Below are 15,363 nucleotides of genomic sequence, written 5' to 3' on the forward strand. Positions count from 1 at the left end.
CACAGCGCGCCGGAGGCGTGTGAAGCGACAACAGGGTCGCTTGAGTGGGGGCGTCCGCGCCCTCAGCCCGGGTTCGCGGCCGTCGAGCACTCGGCCTGGGCGCGGCTGAGGGCAGCGACGGCGTCGGAGTCCCAGTCGCCGCCGAGCGCGGCGACGAGGGCGGCGCGGACGACCTCGAGGTCGATCTCCTCGCGCAGGCACGCGGCGTACTCCCGCCAGTCGACCGTGCCCTTGGTGACGGCGACCTGGGCCCGCGCGGACTCCTCGAAGTAGTCGACGCAGGCGAACGTCGCGCCGATCCAGTCACCGGCGGTCTCCGGCTCGAGCAGGGGGAGGTCGGTGACGACGGCGCCGTCGACGACCACGCCGACCTCCTCGAGCTCGCCCGGGGCGATCCGCTCGAGCAGGGCGTCGGCGAAGCACTCGCCGTCGGCGGTGTCCTGCGCGCGCGGGTGGTCGCCGGCGTACAGCGCGACCAGCCCCTCCCGCACCTCCGGCGAGACGCCCTCCGACGAGCCACTCTCCGACGCTCCGCCCGACGCGCCCTCCGTAGGCTGGGCGTCCCCCGTGCAGGCGGCGAGCGGCAGGACCAGCAGGACGACGGGGATGACTGTGCGCAGCACCCGGTGAGTCTCCCATCACCTGCTGGTTAGGGTGCGCGACATGGACTTCTCCCCGTCCCCTCGGGCCGCCGACCTGACCGAGCGCGTGCGCGCCTTCCTGGCCGAGGAGGTCGAGCCGGTCGAGCCGCAGTACCACGCCGACCTCGCCGCCGCCCGCGCCCGCGGCGAGTCCTGGACGCCGCTGCCGGTCATCGAGGAGCTCAAGGCCAAGGCCCGCGAGCGCGGCCTGTGGAACCTCTTCCTGCCCCGGGAGCACGCCGGTGAGTACGCCGCGCGGTTCGGCACCGACGGCGGCGAGGGGCTGACGAACGTCGACTACGCGCCGATCGCCGAGCTGACCGGCCGCTCGGCGATCGCCCCGCTGGTCCTGAACTGCAACGCGCCCGACACCGGGAACATGGAGGTGCTGCTCCGCTACGGCAGCGAGCAGCAGCGCGAGGAGTGGCTCGAGCCGCTCCTCGACGGTCGGATCCGCTCGGCGTTCACGATGACCGAGCCGGGGGTGGCGTCCTCGGACGCGACCACGATGGAGGCGACCGCGGTCGTCGACGGCGACGAGGTCGTCATCAACGGCCGCAAGTGGTGGTCGACCGGCGTGGGCCATCCCGACTGCAAGGTCTTCATCTTCATGGGGCTCACCGACCCCGACGCGGACCGGCACCGCCGCCACTCGATGGTGCTCGTCCCGCGCGACACCCCGGGCGTCACGATCGAGCGGCTGCTCGACACCATGGGCATCCACGACGAGCCGCTCGGCCACGGCGAGGTGTCCTTCACCGACGTCCGCGTCCCGGTCACCAACATCATCAGCGGCCCCGGCGAGGCGTTCGCGATCGCCCAGGGCCGGCTCGGCCCCGGCCGTGTCCACCACTGCATGCGGCTGATCGGCCTGGCCGAGCTGGCCCTGGAGCTGGCGTGCAAGCGCGGCCTGGAGCGCACGGCGTTCGGCAAGCCGATCATCAACCTCGGCGGCAACCGCGAGCGGATCGCCGACGCCCGGATCGCCATCGACTCCGCACGCCTCCTCGTGCTCAACGCCGCGTGGAAGCTCGACGTCGGCGGCCCGCTCAACGCGCTGTCGGAGGTCTCCCAGATCAAGGTGGCGGTGCCGAACATGGCCCAGCAGGTCATCGACATGGCCATGCAGCTGCACGGCGGAGGCGGCCTCTCCAGCGACTTCCCGCTCGCCGCGGCGTGGACCGGCGCCCGCGCGCTGCGCCTCGCCGACGGCCCCGACGAGGTCCACCGCGGCGTCGTCGCGCGCCTGGAGCTCGGCAAGTACGGCGCCAAGCGATGAGCCGCGACAAGCAGCGCGTCCTGGTCACCGGCGCCGCGTCCGGCCTGGGCAGGGCCCTCACCGAGGCGTTCCGCGCCCGCGGCGACGAGGTGCTGGCCACCGATCTCGCCGAGGGCGCGGACCTGCGCCTGGACATCACGGAGGACGAGGACTGGGCGGCCGCGGTCGACCACGTCGAGCGCACCTGGGGCGGCCTCGACGTGCTGGTCAACAACGCCGGCGTCGCGGGCGGCGGTCGGCTCGACGTCGCCACCCTCGACGAGTGGCAGTGGATCACCGAGATCAACCTGTTCGGCGCGGTCCGCGGCACCCGGGCGTTCGTGCCGATGCTCAAGCGGCAGGGCTCGGGGAAGGTCGTGAACGTCGCGTCGCTGGCCGGTCTGGTGCACCCGGGCGGGATGGCGTCGTACAACGCGGTCAAGGCGGCCGTCGTCGCCCTCACCGAGACCACCGGCCACGAGCTGGCGTCGTACGGCGTGACCGCGCACGTGGTCTGCCCGTCGTACTTCCGCACCAACCTGATGAGCTCGCTGCGCGGCCACGACACCGCGCTGGGCGCGATCATGAGCAAGCTCGTCGACGAGTCGCCGACGACCGCCGAGGAGGTCGCCGCGGCGGTCCTCGAGGGGCTCGACCGCGGCGACGAGGTCATCCTCCCGGACCAGGCGGCCCGGGACGCGTACGCGCTCAAGGTGGGCGACCGCGCGACGTACGACGCCGTCATGCGCGCGCAGGCGGCCAAGCTCGACCGGATGGGGGGACAGGCGTGAGCGCCACCGACAGCGGCAACCCCGCCAAGCCGGTCCGCGAGGAGGACGCCTTCGACGCGGCCGCGGTGAGCGCCTGGCTCGACGAGCAGGGCGCGGGCGTCGGCGCGATCGACGAGGTCCGCCAGTTCAGCGGCGGCGCGTCCAACCTGACGTACCTGCTCCTCGCCGGCGACCGCGAGCTGATCCTGCGCCGCCCGCCGGCCGGCAAGAAGGCCGCGGGCGCGCACGACATGGGCCGGGAGTTCCGGATCCAGTCCGCGCTCGCGCCGGTCTTCCCGTACGTCGCCGGGATGGTCGGCCACTGCACCGACACCTCGGTGATCGGCTCGGAGTTCTACGTCATGGAGAAGGTCCCCGGGCTGGTCCTGCGCTCGGAGTTCCCGCGCGAGGTGAGCGCCGAGGAGGCCGACGCGCTGTGCGAGCGGGCGCTCGACGTGCTCGTCTCGCTGCACTCCGTCGACGTGGCGTCCGTGCCGGAGCTGGCCGCGCTCGGCCGCGGCGAGGGGTACGTCGGCCGGCAGGTGCGCGGGTGGGTCGGCCGGATGGCCGACGCGCGCACCGACGACACCGGCGACTGGTCCGACGTGGTGGCGTGGATCGAGGAGCACCAGCCCGCGGACGTGGCGCAGGTGCTCATCCACAACGACTTCCGCTTCGACAACCTCGTGCTCGACGACAGCGAGGGGCGGCTCGAGGTGCGCGCGGTGCTCGACTGGGAGATGGCCACCGTCGGCGACCCGCTGATGGACCTCTCCTCGACGCTCGCCTACTGGGTCGAGGCGGCCGACGACGAGCTGTTCCAGCTGTTCCGCCGCCAGCCGACCAACGCCCCGGGCATGTGGACCCGCGACCAGCTCGTCGAGCGGTACTGCGCGCGGATGGGCTTCGAGATCACCGCCGACCAGCGGCTGTTCTACGAGGTCTTCGGCCTGTTCCGGCTCGCGGTCATCGCCCAGCAGATCTGGTACCGCTACGTCCACCAGCAGACCACCAACGAGTCGCACGCCGTGCTCGGCCAGGTGGTGGCCTACCTCGAGGCGCGCTGCCGCCGGCTGATCGCCGAGCACGGCGCCGGGCCGGCCTGATGGGCGTCTTGCTGCTCGTCCGGCACGGCCAGGCCTCCTTCGGCGCCGACGACTACGACGTGCTCTCGGCGACCGGCCACGAGCAGGCGCGGCTGCTCGGCAAGCACCTCGCCGGCCACGGCGTGACCCCGGACGTCGTCGTCCGCGGCGACATGCGCCGCCACCGCGAGACCGCGGAGGGGATGCTCGCGGGCGGCGGCTGGTCGGCGGACGTCGAGGTCGACGCCGGGTGGGACGAGTTCGACCACCTCGGCGTGGTCGCGGCCCACCCGGACCTCGCCTCCCCGAGCCTGGACCGCCGCGAGTTCCAGCGGGTCTTCGAGGAGGCCACCGCGCGCTGGACCTCGGGCGCCGGCGACGCGACGTACCCCGAGCCGTGGCCGGGCTTCCTCGGCCGGGTCCGCGGTTCCCTCGAGCGGGCGTGCGCGCAGGCCGGCCCGGGCGGCACGGTCGTCGTGGTGACCTCCGGCGGCCCGGTCGCGGTCGCCGCCGCGACGCTCGTGGACCCCGACGGCGACCCCGCCACGACCGCCCGGCTGTGGGGCCGGTTCAACACGGTCGTGGTGAACTCGTCGTACTCCCGCGTCGTCGTCGGCTCCACCGGTGCCCGCCTGCTCACCTTCAACGAGCACGCCCACCTCGAGGGGGACACCCTCACCTACCGCTGAGCCGCCGAGGAAGGCCGCGGAGCGTCGAGGAAGGCCGCGGAGCCGCGACATCCCAAGTTCACTTGGGATGTCGAAGGTTCCCGGCCATCGCGATGGCCGCGAAGCGTCAGGAAAGGCCGCGGAGTGCGCCCGGAGGTGAGCGCCCCGGGGCTCACATCAGCTTCTTGAACACCCCGAGCGGCGCGTGCTTCATGACGACCGAGAGCGGCGCCCACGGCAGCCGCGGCACGCAGGCGGAGTCGACCTGCTTCTCGATCGCCTCGACCATCGCGCGGACGCCGACGTCGGTGGGCACCATCATCTTGGTCTGCTGGGCGACCTTCTCGTTCATCTCCGAGGCGATGTAGCCGGGGTAGAGCACGGTCACCTTGACGGTCTCGCCCAGCGGCTTGCCGTGCAGCTCGTTGCGGATCCCCTCGGCGAGGAAGGCCGCGCCGATCTTGGTGGCGGCGTACGTCGTCATCGTCTTGGGCATCCCGCGCATCGCCGACATCGAGGACACCATCACCAGGTGGCCGGCCTCCTGCTCGCGGAAGGCCTCCATGGCCGCCTCGGTCTGGGTCAGCGCCCCGACGAAGTTCGTCATCGCCGTCTCCCGGTTGGCCGCCTGGCCGCCGGTGCCGAGCGGGGCGCCCTTGCCGAGGCCGGCGTTGACGACGACGCGGTCCAGCGAGCCGAGCGTGCGGCGGAAGTCGCGGAAGGTCTCGAAGACCGCGTCCTCGTCGAGCACGTCGAGGGTCCGGACCTCGACCCGGCGGTCGGGGTGGGCGGCCAGGATCTCCGCGCGCAGCTCGGTCAGCCGCTCCTGCCGGCGGGCGCACAGGGCGAGGTCGTCGCCGCGCGCGGCGAGCTGGCGGGCCATCTCGGCGCCGAGGCCGCTGGACGCGCCGGTGATGAGAGTCGTCGTCATGGAGGGGAGTCTGCCCTGCGAGGCCGCCGTCCCGGTCCTGCGGGACCGCCACCTCGGCACGAAACAAACAGTCACGCTTGACTGTTTGTGGCACGAGGGGCCATGCTCCTCGGGTGAGCACCCCCGCCGGCACGACCCGCGTGCCCCAGGAGGAGCGGACCCGCGCGATGCGGGCCCGGCTGCTCGAGGCGACGGTGGAGTGCCTGGTCGAGCGGGGCTTCAGCGGTACGTCGACGACGCTCGTCTCCGAGCGCGCCGGTGTCAGCCGCGGGGCGCAGCTGCACCACTTCCCGACCAAGAACGCCCTGGTCGTGGCCGCGGTCGCCCACCTGTCGGAGGTGCGGCGCGACGAGCTCGCAGCCGCGGCCGCGGCGCTGCCGAGCGGCCGGCGGCGTACCCGCGCCGTCCTGCGGATGCTCGGCGACCACTTCGCCTCGCCGCTCTTCGTGGCCGCGCTCGAGCTGTGGGTCGCGGCCCGCACCGACGCCGCCCTGCTCGAGGCGGTCGCGCCGCTGGAGCAGCGGATCGGCCGGGAGACCCACCGGATGACGATCGAGCTGCTCGGCGCGGACGAGTCCCAGCCCGGCGTGCGCGAGCTGGTGCAGGCGACCCTCGACCTGGTCCGCGGCCTGGGCCTGGCCGACACGATCACCGACGACACCCGCCGGCGCGGGCGCATCCTCGACCAGTGGGCCGACACGCTCGACGCCGCCCTGGCCCGCGGCACGACCACTCCGGGAGGGGACGCATGAGCCTGCTCGACGACCTGCTGGCCGACCTGCGCGCCGAGGGCGACCAGCTGTACGCCGCCGTCGCCGGCCTCGACGCGGACGGCTGGGCCACGCCCACCCCGGCCGCGGGCTGGACCGTCGCCACCCAGGTGGCGCACCTGGTGTGGACCGACGAGGTCGCCGTGCTCTCGGCACGGTCGGCCACCGACGGCGACCCGGCCTGGGACGAGCTGCTCCAGCGGGCGGCCGTCGACCCCGAGGGCTTCGTCGACGACGGGGCGCACGAGGTCGCGCGGACCGAGCCGGCGCAGCTGCTCGGCCGGTGGGACGCGGCTCGGGGCGACCTGGCCGCGGCGCTGACCGGCCTGCCCGCCGGGACGCGGATGCCGTGGTTCGGCCCGCCGATGTCGGCCTCGTCGATGGCGACCGCGCGGTACATGGAGACCTGGGCGCACTCCCTCGACGTCCACGAGGCGCTCGGCCGCGAGCTCGAGGTGACCGACCGGGTGCGCCACGTCGCCCACCTCGGCGTCCGCACCCGCGACTTCGCCTTCGCCACCCGTGGCCTCGCCGCGCCGACCGAGGACGTCCGCGTGCAGCTGACCGCGCCCAGCGGGGAGACCTGGGCCTGGGGCGCCGAGGACGCCGCGCAGTCGGTGACCGGCTCGGCCGCGGACTTCTGCCGGCTGGTCACCCAGCGCGTGCACCGCGACGACACCGACCTGGTCGCCGTCGGCGCCGAGGCCGACCGCTGGCTGGACGTGGCCCAGTGCTTCGCCGGGCCCCCGGGAGAGGGGAGGCAGCCCCGTGGCTGACCCCACGACCACCCCGACGACCGACCCCGTCCGGATCGGCAGCTGCTCCGGCTTCTACGGCGACCGGCTCTCCGCGATGCGCGAGATGCTTGAGGGCGGCCGGCTCGACGTGCTCACCGGCGACTACCTCGCCGAGCTGACCATGCTCATCCTGGGCAAGGACACGATGAAGGACCCCTCGCTGGGCTACGCCCGCACCTTCGTGCGCCAGCTCGAGGACTGCCTGGGTCTCGCGCTCGAGCGGCGCACCCGCATCGTCAGCAATGCCGGCGGGCTCAACCCCGCCGGCCTGGCCGACAGGGTCCGCGAGGTCGCCCGCGGCCTCGGTCTCGACGTCGCGGTCGCCCACGTCGAGGGCGACGACGTCCGCGCGCTCGGCCCGCAGATCGGCGCCGAGGGCGCGCTGACCGCCAACGCCTACCTCGGTGGCTTCGGCATCGCCGCCGCCCTGACCGGCGGCGCCGACGTCGTCGTCACCGGCCGGGTCACCGACGCCAGCCTCGTCGTCGGGCCCGCCGCCGCTCACCACGGCTGGGCGCCGACGTCGTACGACGAGCTGGCCGGCGCCGTCGTCGCCGGCCACGTGCTCGAGTGCGGCACGCAGGCCACCGGCGGCAACTTCTCCGGCTTCCGCGAGCTGATCGCGAGCGGCCGGATGGACCCGACGAAGCCGCTGGGCTTCCCGCTCGCCGAGATCGCCGCCGACGGCTCCAGCGTGGTCACCAAGCACCCCGGCACCGGCGGCGCGGTCACCGTCGACACCGTCACCGCGCAGCTGGTCTACGAGATCCAGTCCACGCGCTACCTCGGCCCCGACGTCACCACGCTGCTCGACACCGTCCGGCTCGCGGAGGTCGGCGAGGACCGGGTGGCCGTCAGCGGCGTGCGCGGCGAGGCCCCGCCGGAGCGGCTCAAGGTCTGCGTCAACGAGCTCGGCGGCTTCCGCAACAGCGCCGAGTTCGTGCTCACCGGCCTCGACATCGACGCCAAGGCCGACTGGCTGCGCGAGCAGCTCGCGCCGGCGCTGACCGCGGAATCGGTCACCTGGACCCGCACCGCGCTCCCGCCGGCCGACGCCGACACCGAGGAGGGCGCCTCCTCGCTCCTGCGCGTCACCGTCATGGACACCCAGGCCGGTCCGGTCGGCAAGGCGTTCACCGGCCCCGCGGTCGAGCTGGCGCTCGCGTCGTACCCCGGCTTCACCATGACCGGCCCGCCCGCCCAGCCCACGCCGTACGGCGTCTACCGCCCGGTGTACGTCGACCGCGCGGCCGTCTCCCACACGGTCGTCCACGCCGACGGCCGGCGCGAGGTCGTGCCCGACCCACCGACGGCCCCCGCGGCCGCGGCCGAGGAGGCCGCCGACAGCGGCCGGCGGCCCTCGCCGTACCCGGCGCCGCTGGACTCCCTGACCCGCCGCGCGCCGCTCGGCACCTTCGTCCACGCCCGCTCCGGCGACAAGGGCGGCGACGCCAACCTCGGCTTGTGGGTCGCCCGCACCGGTGACGCCGAGCTGGACGAGGCGCGCACCACCTGGCTGGCGAAGCTGATCACCCCGCGCAAGGTGCGCGAGCTGGTGCCCGAGGCCGCCGACCTGCCGCACGACGCGGTGGAGGTCTACCTGCTGCCGAACCTCGGCGCGGTGAACGTCGTCATCAAGGGCCTGCTCGGGCGGGGGGTCGCCGCGTCGACCCGCTTCGACCCGCAGGCCAAGGGGCTCGGCGAGTGGGTCCGCTCACGCGTCGTGCACGTCCAGGAAGGATTGCTGTGAGCGTCGAGACCAGCGAGCGGAACGACCACCGGCAGGCGCTGACCGCGCTGGGTGCGGAGTTCACCCGGCGCGAGGTCGCCCCCCACCTCGCCGACTGGGAGGCCGCCCGCGAGATCCCGCGCGAGCTGCACGTCAGCGCGGCCAAGCAGGGCCTGCTCGGCATCAGCTTCCCCGAGGAGCAGGGCGGCGAGGGCGGCGACCTGCTCGACACCATCGCGCTGCAGGAGGGGATGCTCTCCGCCGGCGCCTCCAGCGGGCTGCTCTCGGCGCTGTTCACCCACGGCATCGCGCTGCCGCACACCTCCGCGCACGGCACGCCCGAGCTGGTCGACCGCTACGTCCGCCCGACGCTGGCCGGGGAGCTGATCGGCTCGCTCGGCATCACCGAGCCCGGCGGCGGCTCGGACGTCGGCAACCTGCGCACCACGGCCGTCCGGGACGGCGACCACTACGTCGTCAACGGGTCGAAGACCTTCATCACCAGCGGCACCCGCGCCGACTTCGTGACCACCGCGGTCCGCACCGGCGGCCCGGGCGCCGGCGGCGTCAGCCTGCTCGTCGTCGACACCTCCACGCCCGGCTTCAGCGTCGACCGCAAGCTGGAGAAGATGGGCTGGCACTGCTCGGACACCGCCGAGCTGTCCTACGTCGACGTGCGGGTGCCGGTGGGGAACCTGGTCGGCGAGGAGGACGCCGGCTTCTGGTACATCGCCGAGCAGTTCGTCGTCGAGCGGATGGCCCTCGCCGTCCACGCCTACGGCATCGCCGCCCGCTCGCTCGCGCTGGCCAAGGAGTACTGCCAGCAGCGGGAGACCTTCGGCGAGCCGCTGGTCAAGCGTCAGGTCGTGCGGCACAAGCTGGTCGAGATGCACCGCCAGGTCGAGGTGGCCCGGGCCTACACCCACGAGGTGGCGCGGCGCCACGTCGCGGGCGAGACCGTGATCGCCGAGGCGTGCCTGGCCAAGCAGACCGCCTGCGACACCGCGACGTACGTCTGCGACGAGGCCGTCCAGCTCTTCGGCGGCGCGGGCTACATGAACGGCACCGAGGTCGAGATGCACTACCGCGACGCCCGGCTGCTGCCGATCGGCGGCGGTGCCACCGAGGTCCTCACCGACCTCGCCGCCAAGCTCCTGGGCTACACCTCGTGAGCGGGCCGGTCGTGGGCACGAACCGGGAGGCGATGCTCGCCAAGGTCGCCGAGCTCGACGCCGAGCACGCCAAGGCCGTCGCCGGCGGCGGCGAGCGGTACGTCGAGCGGCACCACGCCCGCGGGAAGCTGATGCCGCGCGAGCGGATCGAGCTGCTCGTCGACGAGGGCTCGGCGTTCCTCGAGCTCTCCCCGCTGGCCGGCTGGGGCTCGGACTTCACCGTCGGGGCGAGCGTCGTCACCGGCATCGGCGTCGTCGAGGGCGTCGAGTGCCTGATCACCGCCAACGACCCCTCGGTCAAGGGCGGCGCCTCGAACCCGTGGACGCTGAAGAAGATCTTCCGCGCCAACCAGGTGGCCGAGGAGAACGGGCTGCCCACGATCTCGCTCGTCGAGTCCGGGGGTGCGGACCTGCCCACCCAGAAGGAGATCTTCATCCCCGGCGGGCGGCTGTTCCGCGACCTCACCCGCGCCAGCGCCCGCAAGGAGCCGACGATCGCGCTGGTCTTCGGCAACTCCACGGCCGGCGGGGCGTACGTCCCCGGCATGTCGGACTACACCGTCATGGTCAAGGAGCAGGCGAAGGTCTTCCTCGGCGGGCCGCCGCTGGTGAAGATGGCCACCGGCGAGGAGGCCGACGACGAGTCGCTCGGCGGCGCGGAGATGCACGCGCGGACCTCCGGGCTCGCCGACTACCTCGCCGAGGACGAGCGCGACGCCATCCGGATCGGCCGGCGCATCGTCGCCCGGCTCAACTGGCGCAAGGCCGCCCGGCCGGTCGAGCAGCGGGTCGGGACGCCGGCCGCGGTGACGTACGCCGAGCCCGACGCCGACCCCGACGGCCTGCTCGACCTCGTCCCGACCGACCTCAAGGAGCCGTTCGACCCGCGCGAGGTCATCGCCCGCGTCGTGGACGGCGTGAGCGCGCGCAACGGCGTCGCCTTCGACGAGTTCAAGCCGCTCTACGGGACCTCGCTGGTCACCGGCTGGGCGCGGATCCACGGCCGGCCGGTCGGCATCCTCGCCAATGCCCAGGGCGTGCTGTTCTCCGAGGAGGCGCAGAAGGCCACGCAGTTCATCCAGCTGGCCAACCAGGTCGACACCCCGCTGCTGTTCCTGCACAACACCACCGGCTACATGGTCGGCCAGGAGTACGAGCAGGGCGGGATCATCAAGCACGGCGCGATGATGATCAACGCGGTCTCCAACTCCCGCGTGCCGCACCTGAGCGTCGTGATGGGCGCGTCGTACGGCGCCGGCAACTACGGCATGAACGGCCGCGCCTTCGACCCGCGCTTCCTCTTCACCTGGCCCTCGGCGAAGTCCGCCGTCATGGGCCCCGCGCAGCTCGCGGGCGTGATGAGCATCGTCGCCCGGGCCGCGGCCGAGGCGAAGGGCCGCGACTACGACGAGGCCGGCGACGCCGCGATGCGGGAGTTCGTCGAGGCCTCCATCGAGGAGCAGAGCCTGCCGTTCTTCCTGTCCGGCATGGTGTACGACGACGGGGTCATCGACCCGCGCGACACCCGCACCGTGCTCGGCATCTGCCTGTCCGTCATCGAGGGCAAGCCGATCGTCGGCACCGACCGCTTCGGGGTGTTCAGACCATGACCCGCACCATCGACCGCCTCCTCGTCGCCAACCGCGCCGAGATCGCCAGCCGCGTCTTCCGCACCTGCCGCGACCTGGGCATCGAGACCGTGGCGGTGCACTCCGACGCCGACGCGGCGCTGCCCTACGTCCGCGAGGCCGACCTCGCGGTCCGCCTGCCCGGCAGCACGCCGGCCGAGACCTACCTGCGCATCGACCTCGTCCTCGACGCCGCCCGCCGCGCGGGAGCCGATGCGGTCCACCCCGGCTACGGCTTCCTGTCCGAGAACGCCGCCTTCGCGCGCGCCGCCCTCGACGCCGGGCTGACCTGGGTCGGCCCCAGCCCGGAGTCGATCGAGGCGATGGGCTCGAAGATCCGCGCCAAGGAGATCATGCGCGAGGCCGGCGTCCCGGTGCTCGAGGCGCCCGAGCAGCCCACCGAGGCCGACCTGCCGCTGCTGGTCAAGGCCTCCGCGGGCGGCGGCGGCCGCGGCATGCGCGTCGTGCGCACGCTCGCCGACCTCGACGCCGAGGTGGCCGGCGCCCGTGCCGAGGCCGAGTCGGCCTTCGGCGACGGCACGGTGTTCGTCGAGCCGTACGTCGAGCGCGGCCGCCACGTCGAGGTCCAGCTCGTCGGCTCGGTCGTCTTCGGCGACCGCGACTGCTCGGTGCAGCGCCGCCACCAGAAGGTCGTCGAGGAGGCGCCGGCCCCGGGGATCCCCGACGAGGTCCGCGCCGCGATGCACGAGGCGGCCAGCAAGGCCGCCGAGGCGATCGAGTACCGCGGTGCCGGCACCGTCGAGTTCCTCTACGACCCCGCCACCGAGCGCTTCTGGTTCCTGGAGATGAACACCCGCCTCCAGGTCGAGCACCCGGTCACCGAGCTCGTCCACGGCGTCGACCTGGTCGCCCTGCAGCTGCACGCGGCCCAGGCCAGCTGGTTCATGGGGTGGGCCGACGCGCCGCAGGGCCACGCGATCGAGGTGCGCCTCTACGCCGAGGACCCGGCCGCCGACTACCAGCCGCAGAGTGGCGTCCTGACGACCTTCGAGGTCCCGCAGGTGCCGGGCATCCGCGTCGACGCCGGCTTCGAGTCCGGCTCGGAGGTCACCACGCACTACGACGCCATGCTCGCCAAGGTCGTCGCCCACGCGCCCACCCGCGGCGAGGCCGCGCGCAAGCTGGCCGGCGTCCTCTCCCGCGCGCGCATCCACGGCGTGGTCACCAACCGCGACCTGCTCGTGGACGTCCTGCGGTCGCCGGAGTTCCTGGCCGGGGACCTCAGCACCGCCTTCCTCGTTGATCGAACGTTCGACCAAGGACCCGGGCAGGACCCCGGCGCCTCCGTCGCCGCGGCGCTGGCCCTGGCCGAGCGGGCCGGTGCCGCGCGGACCGTGCAGCGCGGGATCCCGGTCGCCTGGCGCAACGTGGTCAGCCAGCCGCAGCGCACGGAGATCGAGCACCGCGACGGCACGGTGACCACGGTCGAGTGGCTCGGCACGCGCGACGGGTACGTCGTCGACGGGTACGCCGTGGTCGCGGCCGGCCCGGAGCAGGTGGCCCTCGAGCGGGACGGCGTGCGGACGACGTACGACGTCGTGGTGAGCGGTCCGCACGGCGCCGAGGCCGTCGACGTCGACTCCGGGCGCGGGCACAGCCGGTTCACCCGGGTCCCGCGCTTCGTCGACCCGGCCGACCAGGTCGCCAGCGGCAGCCTGCTCGCGCCCATGCCCGGCACCGTCGTGCGGGTCGCGGTCGAGGCCGGCCAGCGGGTGGAGGCCGGGCAGCCGGTGCTCGTCCTGGAGGCCATGAAGATGCAGCACACCGTGGCGGCGCCGACCGCCGGCACGGTCACCGAGCTCCCGGTCACCACCGGGCAGCAGGTCGCAGCCGGCGAGGTGCTCGCCGTCGTCGAGGAGGAGCAGCCATGACCGAGACCGTCCACGCGTTCGCCGAGCCCGAGGAGCGCCAGGAGCTGCGCAAGGCGGTCTTCGCGCTCGCCTCGAAGTACGGCCACGAGTACGTCGCCGAGAAGGCCCGCACCGGCGGCAAGGTCACCGAGCTGTGGCAGGACATGGGCGCGCACGGGTTCCTCGGCGTCAACATCGCCGAGGAGCACGGCGGCGGGGGCGGCGGCATGGGCGACCTCTCCGCGGTGCTCGAGGAGGCCGCGGCCGCCGGGGCCCCGATGCTGATGATGGTCGTCTCCCAGGCGATCTGCGGCTCGGTCATCGGCCGGTACGGCACCGAGGAGCAGAAGGCGCGCTGGCTGCCGGCCATCGCGTCGGGCGAGTACACGATGGCCTTCGCCATCACCGAGGCGGACGCCGGCTCGAACTCCCACAACATCACCACCACCGCCACCCGCGACGGCGACGGCTGGGTCCTCAAGGGGCAGAAGACCTGGATCTCCGGCGTCGACGAGGCGCAGGGCATCCTCGTGGTCGGCCGCGCCTCGGACGCCCGGACCGGCAAGCTCAAGCCCTGCCTGTTCGTCGTCCCGACCGACGCGCCGGGGCTGGAGAAGCAGCCGCTCGAGATGACCTTCGACGCCCCCGAGAAGCAGTGGACGCTGTTCTTCGACGACGTCAGGCTCCCCGCCGACGCGCTCGTCGGGGACGAGGACGCCGGCCTGCTGCAGCTCTTCGCCGGGCTCAACCCCGAGCGGATCATGGGTGCGGCGTACTCCAACGGGATGTCGCGCTTCGCCCTCGCCAAGGCCGTGGAGTACGCCAAGACCCGCAAGGTCTGGAAGGACCAGCCCATCGGCACCCACCAGGGCATCGCCCACCCGCTGGCCAAGGTCAAGATCGAGCTCGAGCAGTCCCGGCTGCTGCAGCAGAAGGCCGCCGCGCTCTACGACGCCGGCGACGACATGGGTGCCGGTGAGTACGCCAACATGGCCAAGTACGCCGCCGGCGAGGTCGCCTGCAACGCCACCGACATCGCCGTCCACACCCACGGCGGCTCCGGCCTCACCCGCGAACTCGGCCTGGCGAACATGCTCGTCGCCGCCCGCCTCGGCCGGATCGCCCCCGTCAGCCGGGAGATGATCCTCAACTTCGTCGCCATGCACTCCCTGGGCCTGCCCAAGTCCTACTGAGGACGCACCCCCCCGCCAGTCGATCGGCGAGCGCCAGCACCCCGCTGGTTGAGCAGCGAGCGCCGGCGCCCCTCGCTGGTTGAGCAGCGAGCGCCAGCGAGCGTGTCGAAACCCGGTGAGGGACCTGTGACCTCGGGCCCTGCGTCGGTTGCGGGGTTTCGACACGGTCGGCGCTGGGGCGCCTCCCTGCTCAACCAGCAGGGAGCAGCGAGCGCTAGCGAGCGTGTCGAAACCCGGTGAGGGACCTGTGACCTCGGGCCCTGCGTCGGTTGCGGGGTTTCGACACGGTCGGCGCTGGGGCGCCTCCCTGCTCAACCAGCAGGGAGCAGCGAGCGCTAGCGAGCGTGTCGAAACCCGGTGAGGGACCTGTGACCTCGGGCCCTGCGTCGGTTGCGGGGTTTCGACACGGTCGGCGCTGGGGCGCCTCCCTGCTCAACCAGCAGGGAGCAGCGAGCGCCGGCGCCCCCGCTGGTTGAGCAGCGAGCGCCAGCGAGCGTGTCGAAACCCGGTGAGGGACCTGTGACCTCGGGCCCTGCGTCGGTTGCGGGGGTTTCGACACGGTCGGCGCCGGGGGCGAGCGCCGGCGTGTCCCGCTGGTTGAGCAGCGAGCGCCAGCGAGCGTGTCGAAACCCGGTGAGGGACCTGTGACCTGGGGCCTTGCGTCGGTTGCGGGGGTTTCGACACGGTCGGCGCTGGGGCGCCTCCCTGCTCAACCGGCGGGGAGCAGCGAGCGCCGGCGTGTCCCGCTGGTTGAGCAGCGAGCGCCAGCGAGCGTGTCGAAACCCGGTGAGGGACCTGTGACCTGGGGCCCTGCGTCGGTTGCGGGGGTTTCGACACGGTCGGCGCTGGG

At 73.5% G+C, this 15,363-nt stretch carries 13 protein-coding genes; 11 read left to right on the forward strand and 2 right to left on the reverse strand.

Annotation, left to right across the window (positions count from 1 at the left end; all coding sequences use genetic code 11):
- Window positions 1–62 precede the first annotated feature (62 nt).
- Entirely contained in the window at window positions 63–623 is a 561-nt protein-coding gene (locus QWY28_RS09865; protein WP_300952357.1) for a hypothetical protein, read from the reverse strand.
- Window positions 624–663: 40 nt separating this feature from the next.
- Here QWY28_RS09865 and QWY28_RS09870 point away from each other — a divergent pair, with 40 nt between their 5' ends.
- From QWY28_RS09870 to QWY28_RS09885, 4 genes are read left to right on the forward strand one after another with little or no spacing between them, the layout of a single operon-like run.
- Window positions 664–1,920, forward strand: coding sequence for an acyl-CoA dehydrogenase family protein (locus QWY28_RS09870; protein ID WP_300952358.1), 1,257 nt, complete (start codon window positions 664–666; stop codon window positions 1,918–1,920).
- Window positions 1,917–2,690 carry an SDR family NAD(P)-dependent oxidoreductase gene (locus tag QWY28_RS09875; RefSeq protein ID WP_300952359.1) on the forward strand — a complete coding sequence of 258 codons (774 nt, stop codon included), beginning with the start codon at window positions 1,917–1,919 and terminating at the stop codon, window positions 2,688–2,690. Before QWY28_RS09870 ends, QWY28_RS09875 begins: the two co-directional genes overlap by 4 nt.
- Window positions 2,687–3,775, forward strand: a complete 1,089-nt coding sequence (locus tag QWY28_RS09880) for a phosphotransferase family protein (protein ID WP_300952360.1) — start codon at window positions 2,687–2,689, stop codon at window positions 3,773–3,775. Before QWY28_RS09875 ends, QWY28_RS09880 begins: the two co-directional genes overlap by 4 nt.
- Window positions 3,775–4,443, forward strand: a complete 669-nt coding sequence (locus QWY28_RS09885) for a histidine phosphatase family protein (RefSeq protein WP_300952361.1) — start codon at window positions 3,775–3,777, stop codon at window positions 4,441–4,443. The genes QWY28_RS09880 and QWY28_RS09885 overlap by 1 nt, the downstream gene beginning before the upstream one ends.
- A 151-nt stretch (window positions 4,444–4,594) precedes the next feature.
- Here QWY28_RS09885 and QWY28_RS09890 read toward each other — a convergent pair whose 3' ends face one another.
- On the reverse strand, window positions 4,595–5,353 hold the full coding sequence (locus QWY28_RS09890; RefSeq protein ID WP_300952362.1) for an SDR family oxidoreductase: 759 nt from the start codon (window positions 5,351–5,353) through the stop codon (window positions 4,595–4,597).
- A 113-nt stretch (window positions 5,354–5,466) separates the two neighbouring features.
- Here QWY28_RS09890 and QWY28_RS09895 point away from each other — a divergent pair, with 113 nt between their 5' ends.
- Genes QWY28_RS09895 through QWY28_RS09925 form a run of 7 tightly spaced genes read left to right on the forward strand, consistent with a single transcriptional unit; the run spans window position 5,467 to window position 14,513 of the window.
- Complete coding sequence (locus QWY28_RS09895) at window positions 5,467–6,105, forward strand: TetR/AcrR family transcriptional regulator (RefSeq protein WP_336622415.1); 639 nt, start codon at window positions 5,467–5,469, stop codon at window positions 6,103–6,105.
- Window positions 6,102–6,899 carry a TIGR03084 family metal-binding protein gene (locus QWY28_RS09900; RefSeq protein WP_300952363.1) on the forward strand — a complete coding sequence of 266 codons (798 nt, stop codon included), beginning with the start codon at window positions 6,102–6,104 and terminating at the stop codon, window positions 6,897–6,899. Before QWY28_RS09895 ends, QWY28_RS09900 begins: the two co-directional genes overlap by 4 nt.
- A complete protein-coding gene (locus QWY28_RS09905) occupies window positions 6,892–8,670 on the forward strand; it encodes an acyclic terpene utilization AtuA family protein (protein WP_300952364.1) in 1,779 nt (592 codons plus the stop codon). Before QWY28_RS09900 ends, QWY28_RS09905 begins: the two co-directional genes overlap by 8 nt.
- The gene (locus tag QWY28_RS09910; RefSeq protein WP_300952365.1) at window positions 8,667–9,821 is read left to right on the forward strand and encodes an acyl-CoA dehydrogenase family protein; all 1,155 of its coding nucleotides are present in this window, start codon (window positions 8,667–8,669) and stop codon (window positions 9,819–9,821) included. The genes QWY28_RS09905 and QWY28_RS09910 overlap by 4 nt, the downstream gene beginning before the upstream one ends.
- Window positions 9,822–9,853: 32 nt before the next feature.
- Complete coding sequence (locus tag QWY28_RS09915; RefSeq protein WP_300952650.1) at window positions 9,854–11,431, forward strand: acyl-CoA carboxylase subunit beta; 1,578 nt, start codon at window positions 9,854–9,856, stop codon at window positions 11,429–11,431.
- Window positions 11,428–13,341, forward strand: a complete 1,914-nt coding sequence (locus QWY28_RS09920) for an acetyl/propionyl/methylcrotonyl-CoA carboxylase subunit alpha (protein ID WP_300952366.1) — start codon at window positions 11,428–11,430, stop codon at window positions 13,339–13,341. The genes QWY28_RS09915 and QWY28_RS09920 overlap by 4 nt, the downstream gene beginning before the upstream one ends.
- Window positions 13,338–14,513 carry an acyl-CoA dehydrogenase family protein gene (locus QWY28_RS09925; RefSeq protein WP_300952368.1) on the forward strand — a complete coding sequence of 392 codons (1,176 nt, stop codon included), beginning with the start codon at window positions 13,338–13,340 and terminating at the stop codon, window positions 14,511–14,513. Before QWY28_RS09920 ends, QWY28_RS09925 begins: the two co-directional genes overlap by 4 nt.
- The last annotated feature ends 850 nt before the right edge of the window (window positions 14,514–15,363 follow it).

Source organism: Nocardioides oceani (assembly GCF_030412965.1).
GTDB classification, from domain to species: Bacteria; Actinomycetota; Actinomycetes; order Propionibacteriales; family Nocardioidaceae; genus Nocardioides; species Nocardioides oceani.

What these genes read in the sequence shown, in the direction of transcription:
- QWY28_RS09875 (WP_300952359.1), top strand. Translation starts at nt 1,917, where the DNA reads ATGAGCCGCGACAAGCAGCGCGTCCTGGTCACCGGCGCCGCGTCCGGC.
- QWY28_RS09920 (WP_300952366.1), top strand. Translation starts at nt 11,428, where the DNA reads ATGACCCGCACCATCGACCGCCTCCTCGTCGCCAACCGCGCCGAGATC.
- QWY28_RS09925 (WP_300952368.1), top strand. Translation starts at nt 13,338, where the DNA reads ATGACCGAGACCGTCCACGCGTTCGCCGAGCCCGAGGAGCGCCAGGAG.
- QWY28_RS09900 (WP_300952363.1), top strand. Translation starts at nt 6,102, where the DNA reads ATGAGCCTGCTCGACGACCTGCTGGCCGACCTGCGCGCCGAGGGCGAC.
- QWY28_RS09885 (WP_300952361.1), top strand. Translation starts at nt 3,775, where the DNA reads ATGGGCGTCTTGCTGCTCGTCCGGCACGGCCAGGCCTCCTTCGGCGCC.
- QWY28_RS09870 (WP_300952358.1), top strand. Translation starts at nt 664, where the DNA reads ATGGACTTCTCCCCGTCCCCTCGGGCCGCCGACCTGACCGAGCGCGTG.
- QWY28_RS09890 (WP_300952362.1), bottom strand. Translation starts at nt 5,353, where the DNA reads ATGACGACGACTCTCATCACCGGCGCGTCCAGCGGCCTCGGCGCCGAG.
- QWY28_RS09915 (WP_300952650.1), top strand. Translation starts at nt 9,854, where the DNA reads ATGCTCGCCAAGGTCGCCGAGCTCGACGCCGAGCACGCCAAGGCCGTC.